Here is a 17,685-nt window from a genome sequence, read left to right on the forward strand (position 1 = left end):
GGAAGAAACATGGCCACCAACGTATTGATGCCCGCCCTGTCCCCCACGATGGAGCAGGGCAAGCTGAGCAAATGGGTCAAGAAGGTCGGAGACCAGGTGAAGTCCGGCGATATCCTGGCCGAGATCGAGACCGACAAGGCCACCATGGAGGTCGAAGCCGTCGACGAGGGCACGCTCGGCGCCATCCTGGTCGAGGAGGGCACCGACAATGTCGCCGTGAACACGCCGATCGGCGTGATCGTGGCGGAAGGCGAGGCGGCCGATGCCGCGCCGGCCGCCCAGGCGGGTGGGTCGCCCAAGGCCGATGAGGCGCCGAAAGCCGACGGGGCGTCCGGGGCTGGCGCGACGCCGGACGGCGCCAAGCCCGGCGCGCCCGACCTCCAGGGCAAGCCCAAGGCCCCAGGCCAGCCAGGACCCGGACCCACGACCGATGCCGCCGACCACGCTCTGGCGGGGGGCGCCCCGCAGGCCCAGGCCCCCGAGGTGCCGGCCGGCACCAAGATGGTGACGATGACGGTGCGCGAAGCGCTGCGCGACGCCATGGCGGAGGAGATGCGGCGCGAGCCCAAGGTCTTCGTCATGGGCGAGGAGGTCGCCGAATACCAGGGCGCCTACAAGGTCACGCAGGGCCTGCTGCAGGAGTTCGGCGCCAAGCGCGTCATCGATACGCCCATCACCGAGCACGGCTTCGCCGGCATCTGCGTCGGCGCCTCCATGGCGGGCCTGAAGCCCATCGTGGAGTTCATGACGTTCAACTTCGCCATGCAGGCGATCGACCACATCATCAACTCCGCCGCCAAGACGCTCTACATGTCGGGCGGGCAGATGGGCTCGCCCATCGTGTTCCGCGGCCCCAACGGCGCCGCGGCGCGCGTCGGCGCCCAGCACAGCCAGGACTACACGGCCTGGTATTCCTCCGTGCCCGGCCTCAAGGTGGTGGCGCCCTACTCGGCGGCCGATGCCAAGGGCCTGCTCAAGAGCGCCATCCGCGACCCGAACCCGGTGGTGTTCCTCGAGAACGAGATTCTCTACGGGCAAAGCTTCGAGGTGCCGGAGCTCGACGACTTCACCGTGCCGATCGGGGTGGCCAAGGTGGCGCGCCCCGGCAAGGACGTGACGATCGTGTCCTGGTCCATCGGCATGACCTACGCGCTCAAGGCCGCCGAGGAACTCGCCAAGGAGGGGATCGATGCCGAGGTGATCGACCTGCGCACCATCCGGCCGATGGACATCGCCACCGTGGTGGCGTCGGTGAAGAAGACCAACCGCTGCGTCACCGTGGAGGAGGGCTGGGCCCAGTCGGGCGTCGGCGCCGAGATCATGGCGCGGCTGATGGAACTGGCCTTCGACGACCTCGACGCCCCGGTGGTGCGGGTCACCGGCAAGGACGTGCCGATGCCCTATGCCGCCAACCTCGAGAAGCTGGCTCTGCCCCACGTCGGCGACGTGATCGAGGCCGTCAAGGCCGTCACCTACCGGTGAGGTTCCAGCCCGGCGCCCTCCGCCGGGCCTTCGGCAGGCTCCTCCGGGCCTGCCGCTCCGTTCGATTCGCAGCAGCCAGGCTGCTTGGCATTCCGTCCGAGGCCTCCATGCCCACCAACATCCTGATGCCGGCCCTGTCTCCCACCATGGAGAAGGGCAACCTCGCCAAGTGGCTGAAGAAAGAGGGCGACGCCATCAAGTCCGGCGACGTCATCGCCGAGATCGAGACCGACAAGGCCACCATGGAGGTCGAGGCGGTCGACGAGGGCGTGCTGGCCAGGATCGTGGTGCCCGAGGGGACGGCGGACGTCCCCGTCAACGAGTTGATCGGCGTCATCGCGGCCGACGGCGAGGACGTATCGGCGGTGGCGTCGGGCGGTGCCCAGGATGCCGCCAAGGACGCCGGCAAGGCGCCCGCGGCGGCCTCGACTCCGGCCGCGAACGGCTCGGCCCCGCCGCAGGCCGCCCCGGCCGGCACGCTCACGGTGCCGGAGGGCCACCAATACGAGCGCGCGCCCGAGCTGAAGCCCGTCGACGCCAAGCCGGCCGCCGGCGCGGCGCCGGCCGCCGGCGCGACGCCCGCCGCCAGCTCCGGCCGCGTCTTCGCGTCGCCGCTGGCGCGCCGCGTCGCCAAGGAGGCCGGGCTCGACATCGCGTCGCTGAAGGGCTCGGGCCCGCACGGCCGCATCGTCGAGCGCGACGTCCGCGCCGCCGTGGCCAACCCGCCGAAATCCGCTCCGGCGGCCGCTCCCCAGGCGACGGCATCTCAGGCGCCCGCCTCCCAGGCTGCGGCGCCCGCGACCCCGGCCGCTCCGAAGCCCGCCGGCGCGTCGGACGAGCAGGTCAGGAAGATGTTCCCGGCCGGCTCCTTCGAGGAAGTGCCGCATGACGGCATGCGCAAGACCATCGCGCGCCGCCTCAGCGAGGCCAAGCAGACCATCCCGCATTTCTACCTGTCGGCCGATTGCGAGCTCGACGCCCTGATGGCGCTGCGCGAGCAGGTCAACGGCTCGGCCCCGAAGGACAAGGACGGCAAGCCGGCCTTCAAGCTCTCGGTCAACGACTTCATCATGAAGGCGCTGGCGCTCGCCCTGAAGCGCGTGCCCGAGGCCAACGTCAGCTGGACCGATGCCGCCATGCTGAAGCACAAGCACGCCGACGTCGGCGTCGCCGTGTCGATCCCGGGCGGGCTCATCACCCCCATCGTGCGGGCCGCCGAGACCAAGACGCTGTCGACCATCTCGGGCGAGGTGAAGGACATGGCCGCCCGCGCCAGGACGCGCAAGCTGAAGCCGCAGGAATACGAGGGCGGCACGACCGCCGTGTCGAACCTCGGCATGTTCGGCGTCAAGAACTTCCAGGCCATCGTCAACCCGCCCCACGCCACCATCCTGGCGGTGGGTGCCGGCGAGAAGCGCGTGGTGGTGAAGGGCGGCGAGCCGAAGGTCGCCACCGTCATGACGGTGACGCTCTCGACCGACCACCGCGCCGTCGACGGCGCCCTCGGCGCCGAGCTGATGAGCGCCTTCAAGGACTTCATCGAGCATCCGATGAGCATGCTGGTCTGAGACGCATGGCCGGTGCGCGCCGCGCGCCGGCCGTCTCCCAGCGGCCCCCGATCATCTCCATCTCTTCGACGACGATCCGAACATCGCCCGGGAGCGCGACGCCATGGCTGACGCATACGACATCATCGTGGTGGGGGCCGGTCCCGGCGGCTACGTCACCGCCATCCGGGCCGCGCAGCTCGGCTTCAAGACGGCCGTCGTGGACCGTGAGCACCTCGGCGGCATCTGCCTCAACTGGGGCTGCATCCCCACCAAGGCGCTGCTGCGCTCGGCCGAGATCTACCACAACATGCAGCATGCCGAGGCCTACGGGCTGTCGGCGCAGGGCGTCGGTTTCGACCTGTCCAAGGTGGTGGGTCGCTCGCGCGGCGTGTCGGCGCAGCTGTCGGGCGGCGTCGGCTTCCTGCTGAAGAAGAACAAGGTCGACGTCATCTGGGGCGAGGCCACGGTCGCCAAGGTCGGCGAGATCGCCGTGAAGCCCGCGACCAGGTCGGCGCTCGGCGGCGCCCCCGTGCCCCCGCCCAAGGGCGCCAAGGCGGCCGGCACCTACACGGCCAAGCATATCATCCTGGCGACCGGCGCCCGCCCGCGCGCGCTGCCCGGCCTCGAGCCGGACGGCAAGCTGATCTGGACCTATTACGAGGCCATGGTGCCGAAGAGCTTCCCGAAGTCCCTGCTCGTCATGGGCTCGGGGGCCATCGGGGTCGAGTTCGCCTACTTCTACCGCGCCATGGGCGCCGAGGTCACGATCGTCGAGGTCCTGCCGCAGATCCTCCCCGTCGAGGACGCCGAGATCGCGGCCTTCGCCCGCAAGCGCTTCGAGAAGATGGGCATCAAGATCATCACGGGCGCCAAGGTCACGGGCGTCGAGAAGGGCGCCGATTCCATCACCGCCACGGTCGACGACGGCAAGGGCGGCACGTCCCGGATCACGGCCGACCGCATGATCTCGGCGGTCGGCGTCGTCGGCAACACCGAGAACCTCGGGCTCGAAGCGCTCGGCGTGAAGGTGGAGCGCAACACCGTCGCGACCGACGGCCACGGCCGCACCAACGTGGCGGGCATCTACGCCATCGGCGACATCGCCGGCCCCCCCATGCTGGCCCACAAGGCCGAGCACGAGGGCGTGATCTGCGTCGAAACCATCAAGGGCCTGCACACCCACGCGCTCGACCGCGCCATGATCCCGGGCTGCACCTATTGCCAGCCGCAGATCGCCTCGGTGGGCCTCACCGAAGCCAAGGCCAAGGAGGCCGGCCACAAGCTCAAGGTCGGCCGCTTCCCCTTCGTCGGCAACGGCAAGGCCATCGCGCTCGGCGAGCCCGAGGGCATGGTCAAGACCATCTTCGACGCCGAGACCGGGCAGCTCCTCGGCGCCCACATGGTGGGGGCGGAGGTGACGGAGCTGATCCAGGGCTTCGTCGTCGCCATGAACCTCGAGACCACCGAGGAAGACCTCATCAACACGGTGTTCCCGCACCCGACCCTGTCGGAAACCATGCACGAGGCGGTGCTCGACGCCTACGGCCGCGTGGTCCACACCTGACCGGGTGCGGCCGCATCCCCGCCGGCCCGCCCTCACCGACCCACCGGACCCATGCTGTTCGCCTCGCTCCACACCACCAACGTCGTCGCCATCCTGCTCATCGGCCTCGTGGCAGGCTGGCTCGCCAGCCTCAGCCTGGGCGGCGGGGGCCTGTGGCGTGACCTCGTCACGGGTCTGGTCGGCGCCGTGGTGGGCGCCGTCCTGCTCCGGGCCTTCGGCGTCGTGCTGCCGTTCCGCGACCCGCTGGAGCAGTATCGGCTTTCTCCGGGTCGCCTCGGCGGCTCCAAGCCGATGAACTGCTCTCGACTTGGAGCTGGAGCGGATTCGCCGAAGGCGAAAGCGCTCTGGTGACGGACGTCGTCATGGCGACGCTCGGCGCCGTCGTGGTGGTGGTGGCGGCGCTTGCGGTCGCTTAGATAAGGGGTGGAGGCTTCCCCATGCTGGTGCTCGATCTTCTCAACGGCGACCCGCGCAACAGGAGTGGCGGGGCCGCCCCGCGTCACCCCGAGAAGGCGCATCGTCCGGACCAGCCCGTGCTGAAGAAGCCCGACTGGATCCGCGTCAAGGCGCCGGGCTCGGCGGGCTTCGCCGAAACCCACGGCATCGTGAAGGAGCACGGGCTCGTCACGGTGTGCGAGGAGGCTGGCTGCCCCAACATCGGCGAGTGCTGGACCAAGAAGCACGCCACCTTCATGATCATGGGCGACACCTGCACGCGGGCCTGCGCCTTCTGCAACGTGCGCACCGGCCTGCCGGGCGCGCTCGACGCGGCCGAGCCCGACCATATCGGCGAGGCGGTGGCCAAGCTCGGCCTGCACCACGTCGTGGTGACGTCGGTCGACCGCGACGACCTCGCCGACGGCGGCGCCGAGCATTTCGCCCGCACCATCCGGGCCATCCGCCGCCTCGCGCCCGGCACCACCATCGAGGTGCTGACGCCGGACTTCCTGCGTAAGCCCGGGGCGCTGGAGACCGTCGTCGAGGCCCGGCCCGACGTGTTCAACCACAACCTCGAGACCGTGCCGTCGCTGTATCTCTCGGTCCGCCCCGGCGCCCGCTACTTCCACTCGCTGCGGCTGCTGCAGCGCGTGAAGGACCTCGACGCCGGCATCTTCACCAAGTCGGGCATCATGGTCGGCCTGGGGGAGGAGCGCACCGAGGTGCTGCAGGTGATGGACGACATGCGCTCGGCCGAGATCGACTTCCTCACGATCGGCCAGTACCTGCAGCCGACCAGGAAGCATCACCCCGTGAAGAGCTTCGTCACGCCCGACGCCTTCAAGGCCTACGAGACCGTGGCGCTGGCCAAGGGCTTCCTCGTCGTCTCGGCTTCGCCGCTGACGCGCTCGTCCCACCACGCGGGCGACGACTTCAAGCGTCTCCAGGCGGCGCGGCGGGAGCGGGCGGCGGCCTGAGGGGGCGTGAGCGAATGCCCGCTTCCGGGAAACGACGAGGCTGATCTCGACGTTTCCGGCGGGCCGTCATGTACGGGTCGGGGTCCACCACAGAACCTGAGCGGTGCCGCCGTCCGGCTCGCCGCCTGCCCGTCGACGAAGGCCTCGTCGACCGGTTCGCGCGAGATCGCCGACGTCCACCTCGGCTGGAACCGTGCCGACCTGGTCCACCGCATCACCCGCCCCACGTGACGGGTCCGTCACTCCCCCGCGACGGCCGCCTGCATGTCGGCGCTGGGTAGGCGGGCCACGTGGCCGATGAGGTCCCGGTCGTTGAGCACGGCCGTGCGCTCCTTGCGGTTCAGCCAGGCTTCGGCTTCCTCGACCGTGCGGGCGTCGGCCAGCTTGGCCCGGGCCATCACGGCGTCGTGGTCGATGGTGCCGCGCTTGCGGGGCGCGGCGGCCGGCAGGTAGGCCTCGTGCAGCACGCGCAGTTCGCGGCTGGCGTGGAGCGCCGAGATGCCGTCCGTCACGTCGTATCCGGCCTGGGCGAGTTCGCGCGCCAGCACGTTGGCCCTCACGGCGATCTCGGGCGGGGTCGTCTCCTCGGGCGTGCGCAGCAGGCCGATGCGCTTGAGGAACAGGCCGATGGAGCGCTGCCCGCTCGCCCAGGACAGCGGGATGGCCAGGATCAGCCCGGCGATGGTGGGCGACATCCAGGCCACCAGCGAGGGCGCGATGAGGAAGCCCGCCACCAGCGTGATGAAGCCCAGGATCACGTGCGAGCGGTGGCGGCGCACGATGTCGCCGAGCGGGATCGAGCCGTCGTCGCGGCGTTGCGGGTTCCAGCCCGTATCGCGGCCGAGCAGGATCTGCATCACCGAGCCCGACTGGATCAGCATCATGATGGGCGCCAGCAGCGACGACATCACGATCTCGACCAGCGTGGACACGATGAGCCCCAGCGCCCCGCCGCTGCCGCGCCGCGTGTCGCGCTGGCCGAGCGCGATGAGCAGGCCGAAGAGCTTCGGGGCCAGCAGCACCGCCATGGTGATGCCGAAGAGGTCGAGCGCGCGCTGCGCGTCGAAGCGCGGCCAGGCGGGGAAGAGGGAAAAGTCCTGCGTGAAATATTCGGGGCGGATGTAGGCGGACTGCAGCACCAGCACGATGCCGACGAGGAGCTGCGCCATCCACAGCGGCGAGGCCACGTAGCCCATGATGCCGGTGGCGAAGTGCTGCCGCGAGGCGAGGTGGAAGCCACTGGCCCACATGACGCGCGCGTGCTGCAGGTTGCCCTGGCACCAGCGCCGGTCGCGTGCCGCGAGGTCGATGAGGGAGGGCGGGCTTTCCTCGAAGGAGCCGCCCAGCACCGGCAGCATGTAGACGGCCCAGCCGGCGCGGCGGATCAGCGCCGCCTCGACGAAGTCGTGGCTGAGGATGTGGCCGCCGAGCGGCGGCCTGCCCGACAGGTGCGGCAGCCCGCAATGGTCGGCGAAGGCCTGCGTGCGGATGATGGCGTTGTGGCCCCAGTAATTGCCGTCGCGCCCCATCCACACCGACAGCCCGGCGGCGATGACGGGGCCGTGGATGCGGGCGGCGAACTGCTGCAGCCGGGCGAAGAGCGTGTTGCGGTTGATGATGAGCGGCAGCGTCTGGATGATGCCGGCGTCGGGGTCGGCCTCCATGGCGGCCGCCAGCGTCACGATGCTGTGGGCCGTCATCAGGCTGTCGGCGTCCAGCACCACCATCTGGGGATAGGCGCCGCCCCAGCGGGTGACGAAGTCGGCGATGTTGCCGGCCTTGCGGTTCGTGTTCTTGGGGCGGTGCCGGTAATAAACCTCGGCCTTGCCGCGCAGCCGGTCCCGCAGCGCCACCAGCGCGCGTTCCTCCGCCACCCACACATCCGGGTCGGTCGTGTCGGACAGGAAGAAATAGTGGAAGTGCGCGCCGAGCCCGGTCGCGGCGACGTCCTCGCAGATGGCCTGCAGGGCACCGAAGATGCGGCTCGGCGCCTCGTTGTAGATCGGCATCACCACGGCCGTCATGCCGCCCAGCGCCGTCGGCATGGGCGGCCGGCGCGGGGCGAAGAACACCAGCCAGGCGAAGCCCACGACGGCGCTGGCGAAGGACAGCGCGATCCAGGAGAAGTTGGCGACGAAGAGCGCCACCAGGATCCACTTCAGCAGCGTCACCTCGCCGACGTTGACGACGCGCCACATCTCCTCGATGCCGAACCCCAGCAGGGCCGCGCCGCCGCCGAAGACGACGAGGCGGGCGAGCCAGGGGACGGAGCGGTGGATGGGGTTGGCCCAGCCGCGGCGGCTCCGGCGATCGAAGTGCCGCAGCGACTGCGTCGGCATCTCGGTCGGTCGCTCCTCCGGCATGGCCGGCACGGCGAGGATCGAATCGAGGTCCATCACGGGCCGGTCCTGCTGGGCGTCGGGCGCGGCTCGGCCCGGATCCGCGTCCATCACGCCGTCCATCGATACAGCCATGTCTCGCTCACGGGCTTGCCGCCCAGTTCCAGCACCAGCCGCAGTTCCGACAGGGTGTCGCCGCCGAAATCCACGTCGAACAGCAGGCGGCAGGTCTTGTGTTCCCGGGACAGGAACGTCCGGGCCGGCGTCACCGCGCCCACCGAGGCGGTGAGCACGGGCTTCATGTCGACGATGCGGGCGGGGTCGGCGAACATGTCGGCGGTGAACTCGACCACGAAGCGCCGCTTCCTGCCGGTGCCGAGCCGGCCGATGCGGGTGTCGGTGACGACCGCCAGGGGCGGCCTGTCGGGCGGCGTCCAGCACCAGAACTGCCGGTAGGAGAAGGACACTTCGGCGGCGGGATCCAGCACCGCCTTCGGGCGCCAGAAGCACAGGATGTTGTCGTTGTTCTCGGTGTCGGTCGGGATCTCGACCAGTTCGACGCTGCCCTCGCCCCAATCGTTGATGGGCTCGATCCACAGCGAGGGGCGCAGCTCCCAATGCTGCTCGTCGTCCTGCAGCAGGTCGAAGTTGCGCTGGCGCTGCAGCAGGCCGAAGCCGCGCGGGTTGGCGTCGACGAACACCGACACCTGCAGGGTCGCCGGGTTGGACACGGGGCGCCACAGCCATTCGCCGTTGCCGTTCAGGATCTGCAGGCCCGTGACGTCATAGGCGCCGAGGCGCACGTCCTCGCTGCCGCGCCGGCTGGTCGGGCCGAAGAGATACATGGCGGTCATGCCGCCGAGGCCGTAGAAATCGGCCGCGCTGCGCGAGAACAGCGTGCATTCGGTGTCCACGATGGCGATCTCGCCCGGCCGCAGCGTGAAGCGGTAGGCGCCCGTCATGCTCTCCGAATCGACGAGGGCGTTGATCACCAGCATGTCGTTGGCGAGGGTCGGCTTCTCGATCCAGACTTCGCGGATCGCCGGGAACTCCTCGCCGCGCGGGTCGGCGGTGCGGATCATCAGGGCCCGCGCCGAGAGCCCGAAGTTCTGGCCGTTGGCCAGGGCGCGGAAGAAGCTCGCGCCCTGGAAGATGGCCGAATCGACGAGGCCCTTGCCGCTGCGGGCGTGGAGCACGCGGAAGCCCGAGAAGCCGATGTCGCCGAGGTCGGCCGGCGGCTGCACCTTGCCGAAATCGAACTGGTGGGCCGCATAGGCGAGGCGGCGCGACGTGCCGCCCTCCACGACGTTGATGGCCATGGGGGCGGTGAACAGGAACCCCCGGTGCAGCGGCTCGATGGCGAAGCCGACGTTGTCGTCGGCCCAGACGGCTGTCCCGGCCCGCGGCCGGATCGACACGTATTGGTCGTAGGGCAGGTTGGCGAAGGCGCCCGGCAGGGGCGCGGCGCCCGTCTCGTGCGGCGCCTTGGCGAGCGCCCGCGCGCGGTCGACCACGGCGGCGAAATCGAAGGCGGGGGCGGCGGGCGTCGAGCCCTGCGGCGCCGCGACCGCCGTGCCGGCCTGCGGCTGGGCGGCGGTCGATTCGGCGGCAGCCGGCGTCAAACCCGCGCCGAGCCCGGAGGCGGCCCATTTCAAGAGATCCCGGCGGAGCAGCATCGGCCATCTGTGAGGAGAACACGGATCGAGCGCGGACGGAGCGCCGCCACCCGGCGCCGCCGGCCACGGGCCATCCTATAGCCGATATCCCGCGCCCCGCGAGGCGAATCTTCACCCTATCCCGGCCTCGGGGCGGCGGCCCCGCTTCGCCTCAATCCGCTGTTAACCTTGGGGGAAGAAGGGTCCGGCGGCGCGGAGGACGACGACATGGTTGCGGAAGCGAGACGGTGCCTCGCGGTGGTGCTGGCGGCGGGCGAGGGAACGCGCATGCGCTCCGCCACGCCGAAGGTGCTCCACCGCCTCGCCGGGCGGAGCATGCTGGCCCACGTGCTCGCCGCGGTTGCGGAAGCGTCGGCCGAAGCCGTGGTGGTGGTGGTGGGGCCCGGCCGGGACGACGTGGCGGCGGAAGCGCGGCGCGCCTTCCCGGGCGCCGAGGTCGCCGTGCAGGCCGAGCGGCTCGGCACCGCCCATGCCGTGCTGGCGGCGCGGGACGCGATCGCCCGCGGCTACGACGACGTGCTGGTGCTCTTCGCCGACGTGCCGCTGATCGCGCCCGGGACGCTGGCCGCCATGCGGGACGGGCTGGCCGAGGGCGCCGGCCTCGTGGCGCTGGGCTTCTCGGCCGCCGACCCCACCGGCTACGGCCGCCTCCTCACCCGCGACGGCGCGCTCGTCGCCATCCGCGAACACAAGGACGCGAGCGCTGAGGAGCGGGCCGTCACGCTGTGCTTCGCCGGCCCCATGGCCTTCGACGGCGCGACCGCGCTGGACCTGCTCGGCCGCATCGGTTGCGACAACGCCCAGGGGGAGTTCTACCTCACCGAAGCCGTGGAGCTCACCCGCGCCGACGGCCGCCGCTGCCTCGCCCTGTCCTGCCCGGAGCGGGACGCCATGGGCGTCAACGACCGCGTGCAGCTCGCCGCCGCCGAGGCCGCCTTCCAGGCCCGGCTGCGCCTCGCCGCCATGCGGGCCGGCGTGACCCTGCAGGCGCCCGACACGGTGTTCCTCAGCCACGACACGGCCTTTGGGCGCGACGTGACGGTGGAGCCGCACGTGGTGTTCGGCCCCGGCGTCAGCGTCGCCGAGGGCGCCGTAATCCATGCCTTCTCGCACCTCGAAGGCGCGCGCGTCGGCCCCCAGGCGAATGTCGGCCCCCATGCCAGGCTGAGGCCCGGCGCCGTGCTGGGGCAGGGCGCCAAGGTGGGAAATTTCGTCGAGGTCAAGAGCGCCGATATCGGCGCGGGCGCCAAGGTGAGCCACCTCAGCTACATCGGCGATGCCAGCATCGGCGCCGACGCCAACATCGGGGCCGGCACGATCACATGCAATTACGACGGTTACGGCAAGTTCCACACCGCCATCGGGGCCGGCGCCTTCATCGGCTCGAACTCGGCGCTGGTGGCGCCCGTCAGCATCGGCCGCAACGCCTATGTGGCGTCGGGTTCGACCGTCACCGAGGACGTACCCGAGGACGCCCTCGCGATCGGCCGCGCCCGCCAGACCACCAAGGCCGGGCGCGGCGCGGCGCTACGGGCGGCCCGCGCCGCCGCCAAGGCGGCGCGGCAGGGTTGAGGCTCCGCCGCCGAGACGGTGCGGCGGGGCTGGGCGGGCGCGGCGCTACCGGTCGTTCACGATCGCAGCCGTTGCACTTTGCGCCGGGCCGCCTTCCGGGGGTAGACAGGTCGGCAGTGAGGCCGGAGGGTTCGACATGTGCGGCATCGTGGGGATCCTGGGCGCGGGCCCGGTGGCGGATCAGATCGTCGAGGCGCTGAAGCGGCTCGAATATCGCGGCTACGACTCGGCCGGCATCGCCACGCTCGAGGACGGCGCGCTCGAGCGCCGCCGTGCCCCGGGCAAGTTGAAGAACCTCGAAGTCCGCCTGTCGAACCAGCCGCTGCGCGGCGCCATCGGCATCGGCCATACCCGGTGGGCCACCCACGGCAAGCCGACCGAAACCAATGCCCACCCGCATGCCACCCCGCGGGTCGCCATCGTCCACAACGGCATCATCGAGAACTTCCGCGAGTTGCGGGCGGAGCTGGCCGCCCAGGGCCACGACTTCGCGACCGAGACCGATTCCGAGGTCGTCGCCCACCTCGTCACGGCCGAGCTCGACGCCGGCAAGGCGCCGGCCGAGGCCGTGGCGGCGGCGCTGCCGCGCCTGCACGGGGCCTTCGCGCTGGCCTTCCTCTTCGCTGGCGAGACCGACCTGCTCATCGGCGCCCGGCGCGGCGCCCCGCTCGCCATGGGCTACGGCGACGGCGAGATGTATCTCGGCTCGGACGCGCTGGCGCTCGCGCCCTTCACCGACGAGATCTCCTACCTCGACGACGGCGACTGGGTGGTGCTGACGCGCCAGTCGGTGGAATTCTACGACGAGCGGAACCGCCGCGTTTCGCGGCCGAAGCAGAAGAGCCTGGCCTCGGCCTTCCTGATCGACAAGGGCAACTATCGCCACTTCATGGCGAAGGAGATCCACGAGCAGCCCGAAGTGGTGGGCCGCACGCTCGCCCATTACGCCGACCTTTCGGCCGGCCGCATCGCGCTGCCCTTCGACCTGCCCTTCGACCCCGCGGCGCTCGACCGCATCACCATCGTGGCCTGCGGCACCGCCTATATCGCGGGGCTGGCGGCCAAATACTGGTTCGAGCGCATCGCCCGCCTGCCCGTCGACATCGACGTCGCCTCCGAGTTCCGCTACCGCGAGCCGCCCATGAGCCAGGGCGGCGTCACCCTGGTGATCTCGCAGTCGGGCGAAACGGCAGACACGCTGGCGTCGCTGCGCTACGCCAAGGCGCAGGGGCAGAAGATCGTCGGCGTCGTCAACGTCGCCTCGTCCACCATGGCGCGGGAATCGGACGTCAAGGCCCTGACGCTGGCCGGGCCCGAGATCGGCGTCGCCTCCACCAAGGCCTTCACCTGCCAGCTCGCCGTGCTGGCCTGCCTGGCCCTGGCCTTCGGCCGGGCGCGCGGCACCCTGTCGGCCGAGGCCGAGGCCCGCCACCTCGCCGAGTTCCTGGCGATCCCCGGCCTGATGGCCGAGGCGCTGAAGCACGAGAAGCAGATCGAGGGCGTGGCCCACGACATCGCCCGGGCGCGCGACGTCCTCTACCTCGGCCGCGGCACGGCCTTCCCGCTGGCGCTGGAGGGCGCCTTGAAGCTGAAGGAGCTCAGCTACATCCACGCCGAAGGCTATGCGGCGGGCGAACTCAAGCACGGCCCCATCGCGCTGGTCGACGAGGACCTCCCCGTCATCGTCATCGCGCCGCCGGACGGCGTCTTCGAGAAGACCGTGTCCAACATGCAGGAGGTGGCGGCGCGCGGCGGCCGCATCGTGCTGATCGGCGGCGAGGGCGGGGCCGAGGCCGCCGCCTTGAAGCTCCACGCGTCGATCGTCATGCCCGACATGGCGCCGACCTTCGCCGCCATCGTCTATGCGGTGCCGGTGCAACTCCTCGCCTACCACACGGCCGTCTTCATGGGGAAGGACGCCGACCAGCCGCGCAACCTCGCCAAATCCGTCACGGTCGAATAGCGAGCTGTCGCTGGCGGTTCGGCACGCCCGGTGTCGTCGGGCGGCCGAACCGGCTATGAACGGCGACGTCCCGGGCCGGCACCGGCGGCTTCCCGACCAACGGCATGGGGTCCTATGAACTTCACCAGCGACAACATCGCGGGCGCCAGCCCCGAGATCCTGCAGGCCATCGTGGCGGGAAACGGGGGCGTCGCGGCGCCCTACGGCATGGACCCATGGACGGCGGAGGCGGAGGCGCGGCTGTCGGACGTGTTCGAGCGCGACGTGGCCGCCGTGCTCGTCGCCACCGGGACGGGCAGCAACGCCCTGGCGCTGGCGGCGCTGGCGCCCCCCGGCACGGCCGTGTTCTGCCACCTCGAGGCCCACGTCATCGAGGACGAGTGCGGCGCGCCCGAGTTCTTCACCGGTGGCGGCAAGCTGGTCGGCATCCCGGGCGAGGGCGGCAAGATCACGCCGGACGGGTTCGAAGCCGCGCTGGCCCGCTTCCCGCGCGGCATCGTCCGGCAGGTGCAGCCCGCGGCCCTGTCGCTGTCGCAGGTGACGGAGGCCGGCACGCTCTACACGCCCGACGAGATCCGCGCGCTCTGCGACATGGCCCACGCGGCCGGCGTCGCCGTGCACATGGACGGCGCCCGCTTCGCCAATGCCGTGGCGGCGCTGGACGTGGCCCCGGCCGACATCACCTGGCGCGCCGGCGTCGACGTGCTGTCCTTCGGCGCCACCAAGAACGGCGCCATCGCCTGCGAAGCCATCACGTTCTTCGACCCCGCCCGGGCCGGCGACATGCTGTTCCGGCGCAAGCGGGGCGGCCACACCGTGTCCAAGGGGCGCTTCCTCGGCACCCAGATGGCGGCCTTCCTGACGGACGGGCACTGGCTCGACCTGGCCCGCCACGCCAACCGGGCGGCGCGGCGCCTCGCCGACGGGCTCGCCGCCGTGCCGGGGGTCCGCATGCCCTGGCCCGTGCAGGCCAACGAGATCTTCCCGATCCTGCCCGCCGCGGTCGACGATGCGCTGAAGGCCGCGGGCGGGCGCTACTATCCCTGGACCACGCGCTCGCTCGCCGCGCAGGACGCGCCCGGCGCCGGGGAGCGCATGGTGCGGCTGATCTGCGCCTTCGACACGGCGGACGAGGCCGTCGACGAATTCGTCGCCGTCGCCGCCCGTGCAGGTGCGGTTCAGGCTTGACGCCCTATCTGAAAGGGTATCGCAGCCTCGCCGCATTGCCCGGGCATGGTCCCGGGTCATGTCGCCGGCGTCGCAGGGAGTCGCAACCATGATCGATTGTCGCGCCAAGCGCTCGCTTCGCGCCGCCGCCGTCCTGTCGCTCGGTCTGGCGCTCGGCCTGTCGGTCGCCGTGGTGCCGGGCGTGGCCCGGGCGCAGGTCTTCGGCGGCTGGGGCGGCTGGGACGAGGGCGGCACCTGGGACGGCCTGTCGCCCCAGCAGGTCCGCCGCTCCATCGCGCAGCGCGGCTTCCGCGTGCTGGCGCCCCTCCGCCGCAACGGCAGCGTCTTCGTGGCCGATGTCGTGGACGGGCGTGGGCAGCGCGAGCGCCTGATCGTGGCGGCCGCCGATGCCCAGATCCTCCAGCGCTTCCTCGTCGACGACGGCAACGGCGCCGCCCCGATGCGGCGCGGCGGCGACGCCGAACGCGGCTTCGCGGCCCGCGGCGACGATGGCGGGCTCGTGCCTCCGGCCGACATCCCCGACGTGGGCCGCCGCTTCGCCCGGCCGGTCGAGCGCGACGCGCCCCCGCAACGCCTCGGCGACCTCGGCAGGCCCGATCAGGCCGACCCGGAGGGCGTCGAAACACCCCTGCTGCGGCGCAATCCGCCCCCGATCCGGACCGTGAAGCCGCGCCCCCGCACCGTCGAGAGGACGCCCGATGTCCCGGCGTCGCCGGGCCGGGAGCCGGGCGCGGTCGAGGCGACGCCGCTCGTCCCCTCGGCACCCCGCGCCGCGACGCCGTCCCCGGTCGCGACGGCGCCGTCGCCCGCCCCACAACCCGCCCCCGCCAAGACGCCTCCCGTCCCGCAACCCGCCCCCGCGGTGGCGAGCGCCCCCGCCGCGGCGGTCGCTCCAGCCCCCGTCGCCGAACCGGCCCCCGCGCCGGCGCCGGCACAGCGACGCATGGCCGACCCGCTGGCGATCCCCGGCGGGGAGGCCGTCAACCGGCCGGTACGCTCCGTCGCGAGCGGCATCACGGGTGCGCCGGGTCCGGTACCGGCGCCCGCCACCCCGGCGAAGGCGCCGCCCAAGCCCGCCGACGTGCCGGTGGCGCCGCTCGACTGAGGCTGCGTGGAGGACCGCCTCTCGTGCCGAGAGCCAGGCGGGCCTCAGTGACGTAGGGGGCATGCGGGCGCGAGTCCCATGCGCCTGTGGAGCAGGGCCGGGCTGCGACCTCGTGCCGGAGCCGGCACAGGCCGCGGCGCGGTAGCCTGAGAGGCTTCGCCGTCGGCGAATGCGCTCCAGCTCCGATCCGGGAGCAGTCTCGTCGGCTTGGAACCGCCAAGGCGGTTCCGTCGAAGCCCGTGCTGCTCCAGGACGGCACCCGTCCCCGCCGGATCCGCCCTGCTCATGGCCGCACTCCGCTTCATCCTGGGCGACCAGCTCACCCGCGACATCCCCACGCTCCGCGGCCTCGACGCCGAGGCCGACACCGTCCTGATGGTCGAGGTGGCGCAGGAGACGACCTACGTCCCGCACCACAAGCAGAAGATCGCCTTCATCCTGTCGGCGATGCGCCATTTCGCCGACGGCCTGCGCGCCGAGGGCATCGCCGTCGACTATGTGCGGCTCGACGATCCGGCCAATACCGGCTCCTTCACGGGCGAACTCCTGCGGGCGGTGCGCCGCCATCTCCCCGACGCCGTCGTGATCGCCGAGCCCGGCGAATACCGGGTGCTGGAGATGATCGAGGGCTGGCGCCGCGGGCTCAACCTGCCGGTCCACCTGCTTCCCGACGACCGCTTCTTCTGCACCACGGTGGATTTCGCCCGCTGGGCCGAGGGCCTCGACGCGTACCGGATGGAGACCTTCTACCGCGCCATGCGCGAGCGCACCGGCCTGCTGATGCGGGACGGCGCCCCGTCCGGGGGGCGCTGGAACTTCGACACCGAGAACCGCCGGCCCTGGCCCGCCGGGATGCGGCCGCCCGAGCGCCTGCGCTTCCCCCCCGATGCCGCCACCCGAGAGGTGCTGGCCCTGGTCGAGCGGCGCTTCCCGAAGCACTTCGGCACGCTCGCCGGCTTCGGCTGGGGGGTGAGCCGGGCCGATGCCCTGGCGGCGCTCGACCATTTCGTGGCGGATTGCCTGCCGCACTTCGGCGCCACGCAGGACGCCATGGTGGCGGGCGCAGCCTTCCTGCATCACGCGACGGTCTCGCCCTACCTCAATGCCGGCCTGCTCACGGCGCGCGAAGTCTGCGCCGCCGCCATCGCGTCCTTCGAGGCCGGAACGGCGCCGCTCGCGGCGGTGGAGGGCTTCGTGCGCCAGATCCTGGGCTGGCGCGAGTTCGTGCGCGGCGTCTACTGGCTCCGCATGCCCGACTATGCCGACAGCAACGCGCTCGGCGCCGGGCGGGCCCTGCCGGCCCTGTACTGGACCGGCGAGACGGAGATGAACTGCCTGCGCCAGGCCATCGCCGACACCGCCGCCCAGGCCTATGCCCACCACATCAACCGGCTCATGGTGACGGGCAATTTCGCGCTGCTGGCGGGCATCCGCCCCGCCGAGATCGAGGAATGGTACCTCAGCGTCTATGCCGACGCCTACGACTGGGTCGAGCTGCCCAACGTCCACGGCATGGCGATCTTCGCCGACGGCGGGCTGATGGCGTCCAAGCCCTACGCGGCGGGAGGCGCCTATATCGACCGCATGTCGGATTATTGCCGGGGCTGCCGCTACAGCCCGAAGGTGAGGAGCGGCCCGGGCGCCTGCCCGTTCACGCTCCTCTACTGGGCCTTCCTGATCCGCCACGCGGAGACGCTCGCCGGCAACCCCCGCCTCGCCATGCCGTACCAGACCCTCGCCGGCTGGGACGGCGCCCGCAAGGCCGCCACCCTCGCCGAGGCGGAAGCCTTCCTGGACGCCCTGCCGACCGGCTACGCCTAAAGGGCGGGGC

At 71.7% G+C, this 17,685-nt stretch carries 13 protein-coding genes; 11 read left to right on the top strand and 2 right to left on the bottom strand.

The window, feature by feature from the left end; genetic code table 11:
- The first annotated feature begins 9 nt into the window (after positions 1–9).
- The 6 genes from D3272_RS16775 to D3272_RS16800 all read left to right on the top strand — a co-directional run bounded on the left by D3272_RS16775 (position 10) and on the right by D3272_RS16800 (position 6,242).
- Positions 10–1,482: a pyruvate dehydrogenase complex E1 component subunit beta gene (locus D3272_RS16775; protein ID WP_129220362.1), complete on the top strand. Its 1,473-nt coding sequence runs from the start codon at positions 10–12 to the stop codon at positions 1,480–1,482.
- A 107-nt stretch (positions 1,483–1,589) separates the two neighbouring features.
- Positions 1,590–3,050, top strand: a complete 1,461-nt coding sequence (locus D3272_RS16780) for a pyruvate dehydrogenase complex dihydrolipoamide acetyltransferase (protein WP_129220363.1) — start codon at positions 1,590–1,592, stop codon at positions 3,048–3,050.
- A gap of 103 nt (positions 3,051–3,153) precedes the next feature.
- A complete protein-coding gene (lpdA, locus tag D3272_RS16785) occupies positions 3,154–4,596 on the top strand; it encodes a dihydrolipoyl dehydrogenase (protein ID WP_129220364.1) in 1,443 nt (480 codons plus the stop codon).
- A 51-nt stretch (positions 4,597–4,647) separates the two neighbouring features.
- Positions 4,648–4,947 (top strand): GlsB/YeaQ/YmgE family stress response membrane protein, encoded by a 300-nt coding sequence (locus D3272_RS16790; RefSeq protein WP_129220365.1) that lies wholly within the window; start codon positions 4,648–4,650, stop codon positions 4,945–4,947.
- 86 nt (positions 4,948–5,033) lie between these two features.
- Positions 5,034–6,011 (top strand): lipoyl synthase, encoded by a 978-nt coding sequence (lipA, locus tag D3272_RS16795; RefSeq protein ID WP_129220366.1) that lies wholly within the window; start codon positions 5,034–5,036, stop codon positions 6,009–6,011.
- A gap of 6 nt (positions 6,012–6,017) precedes the next feature.
- On the top strand, positions 6,018–6,242 hold the full coding sequence (locus D3272_RS16800) for a hypothetical protein (RefSeq protein WP_129220367.1): 225 nt from the start codon (positions 6,018–6,020) through the stop codon (positions 6,240–6,242).
- Between the two features lie 8 nt (positions 6,243–6,250).
- Here the strand turns inward: D3272_RS16800 and mdoH are convergent, their stop codons facing one another.
- Positions 6,251–8,485 carry a glucans biosynthesis glucosyltransferase MdoH gene (gene mdoH / locus D3272_RS16805; RefSeq protein WP_428978001.1) on the bottom strand — a complete coding sequence of 745 codons (2,235 nt, stop codon included), beginning with the start codon at positions 8,483–8,485 and terminating at the stop codon, positions 6,251–6,253.
- Positions 8,461–10,026 carry an OpgD/OpgG family glucan biosynthesis protein gene (locus tag D3272_RS16810; RefSeq protein ID WP_129220368.1) on the bottom strand — a complete coding sequence of 522 codons (1,566 nt, stop codon included), beginning with the start codon at positions 10,024–10,026 and terminating at the stop codon, positions 8,461–8,463. The genes mdoH and D3272_RS16810 overlap by 25 nt, the downstream gene beginning before the upstream one ends.
- A 207-nt stretch (positions 10,027–10,233) precedes the next feature.
- On the opposite strand from D3272_RS16810, the gene glmU reads away from it, so the two are divergent.
- From glmU to D3272_RS16835, 5 genes are all read left to right on the top strand, one after another.
- Positions 10,234–11,598, top strand: a complete 1,365-nt coding sequence (gene glmU / locus D3272_RS16815) for a bifunctional UDP-N-acetylglucosamine diphosphorylase/glucosamine-1-phosphate N-acetyltransferase GlmU (RefSeq protein WP_129220369.1) — start codon at positions 10,234–10,236, stop codon at positions 11,596–11,598.
- A 136-nt stretch (positions 11,599–11,734) separates the two neighbouring features.
- Positions 11,735–13,561 carry a glutamine--fructose-6-phosphate transaminase (isomerizing) gene (gene glmS, locus D3272_RS16820; protein WP_129220370.1) on the top strand — a complete coding sequence of 609 codons (1,827 nt, stop codon included), beginning with the start codon at positions 11,735–11,737 and terminating at the stop codon, positions 13,559–13,561.
- A 114-nt stretch (positions 13,562–13,675) separates the two neighbouring features.
- Positions 13,676–14,749, top strand: a complete 1,074-nt coding sequence (locus D3272_RS16825) for a threonine aldolase family protein (protein WP_129220371.1) — start codon at positions 13,676–13,678, stop codon at positions 14,747–14,749.
- A gap of 88 nt (positions 14,750–14,837) precedes the next feature.
- Positions 14,838–15,854: a hypothetical protein gene (locus tag D3272_RS16830; RefSeq protein ID WP_129220372.1), complete on the top strand. Its 1,017-nt coding sequence runs from the start codon at positions 14,838–14,840 to the stop codon at positions 15,852–15,854.
- 285 nt (positions 15,855–16,139) lie between these two features.
- A complete protein-coding gene (locus D3272_RS16835; RefSeq protein ID WP_129220373.1) occupies positions 16,140–17,675 on the top strand; it encodes a cryptochrome/photolyase family protein in 1,536 nt (511 codons plus the stop codon).
- Positions 17,676–17,685: the final 10 nt, after the last annotated feature.

The organism is Lichenibacterium ramalinae, from assembly GCF_004137085.1.
GTDB classification, from domain to species: Bacteria; Pseudomonadota; Alphaproteobacteria; order Rhizobiales; family Beijerinckiaceae; genus Lichenihabitans; species Lichenihabitans ramalinae.

Coding starts and splice junctions, on each gene's coding strand:
- D3272_RS16810 (WP_129220368.1), bottom strand. CDS start 10,026: ATGCTGCTCCGCCGGGATCTCTTGAAATGGGCCGCCTCCGGGCTCGGC.
- D3272_RS16790 (WP_129220365.1), top strand. CDS start 4,648: ATGCTGTTCGCCTCGCTCCACACCACCAACGTCGTCGCCATCCTGCTC.
- glmU (WP_129220369.1), top strand. CDS start 10,234: ATGGTTGCGGAAGCGAGACGGTGCCTCGCGGTGGTGCTGGCGGCGGGC.
- D3272_RS16830 (WP_129220372.1), top strand. CDS start 14,838: ATGATCGATTGTCGCGCCAAGCGCTCGCTTCGCGCCGCCGCCGTCCTG.
- D3272_RS16835 (WP_129220373.1), top strand. CDS start 16,140: ATGGCCGCACTCCGCTTCATCCTGGGCGACCAGCTCACCCGCGACATC.
- D3272_RS16825 (WP_129220371.1), top strand. CDS start 13,676: ATGAACTTCACCAGCGACAACATCGCGGGCGCCAGCCCCGAGATCCTG.
- D3272_RS16780 (WP_129220363.1), top strand. CDS start 1,590: ATGCCCACCAACATCCTGATGCCGGCCCTGTCTCCCACCATGGAGAAG.
- mdoH (WP_428978001.1), bottom strand. CDS start 8,485: ATGGCTGTATCGATGGACGGCGTGATGGACGCGGATCCGGGCCGAGCC.
- lpdA (WP_129220364.1), top strand. CDS start 3,154: ATGGCTGACGCATACGACATCATCGTGGTGGGGGCCGGTCCCGGCGGC.
- glmS (WP_129220370.1), top strand. CDS start 11,735: ATGTGCGGCATCGTGGGGATCCTGGGCGCGGGCCCGGTGGCGGATCAG.
- lipA (WP_129220366.1), top strand. CDS start 5,034: ATGCTGGTGCTCGATCTTCTCAACGGCGACCCGCGCAACAGGAGTGGC.
- D3272_RS16775 (WP_129220362.1), top strand. CDS start 10: ATGGCCACCAACGTATTGATGCCCGCCCTGTCCCCCACGATGGAGCAG.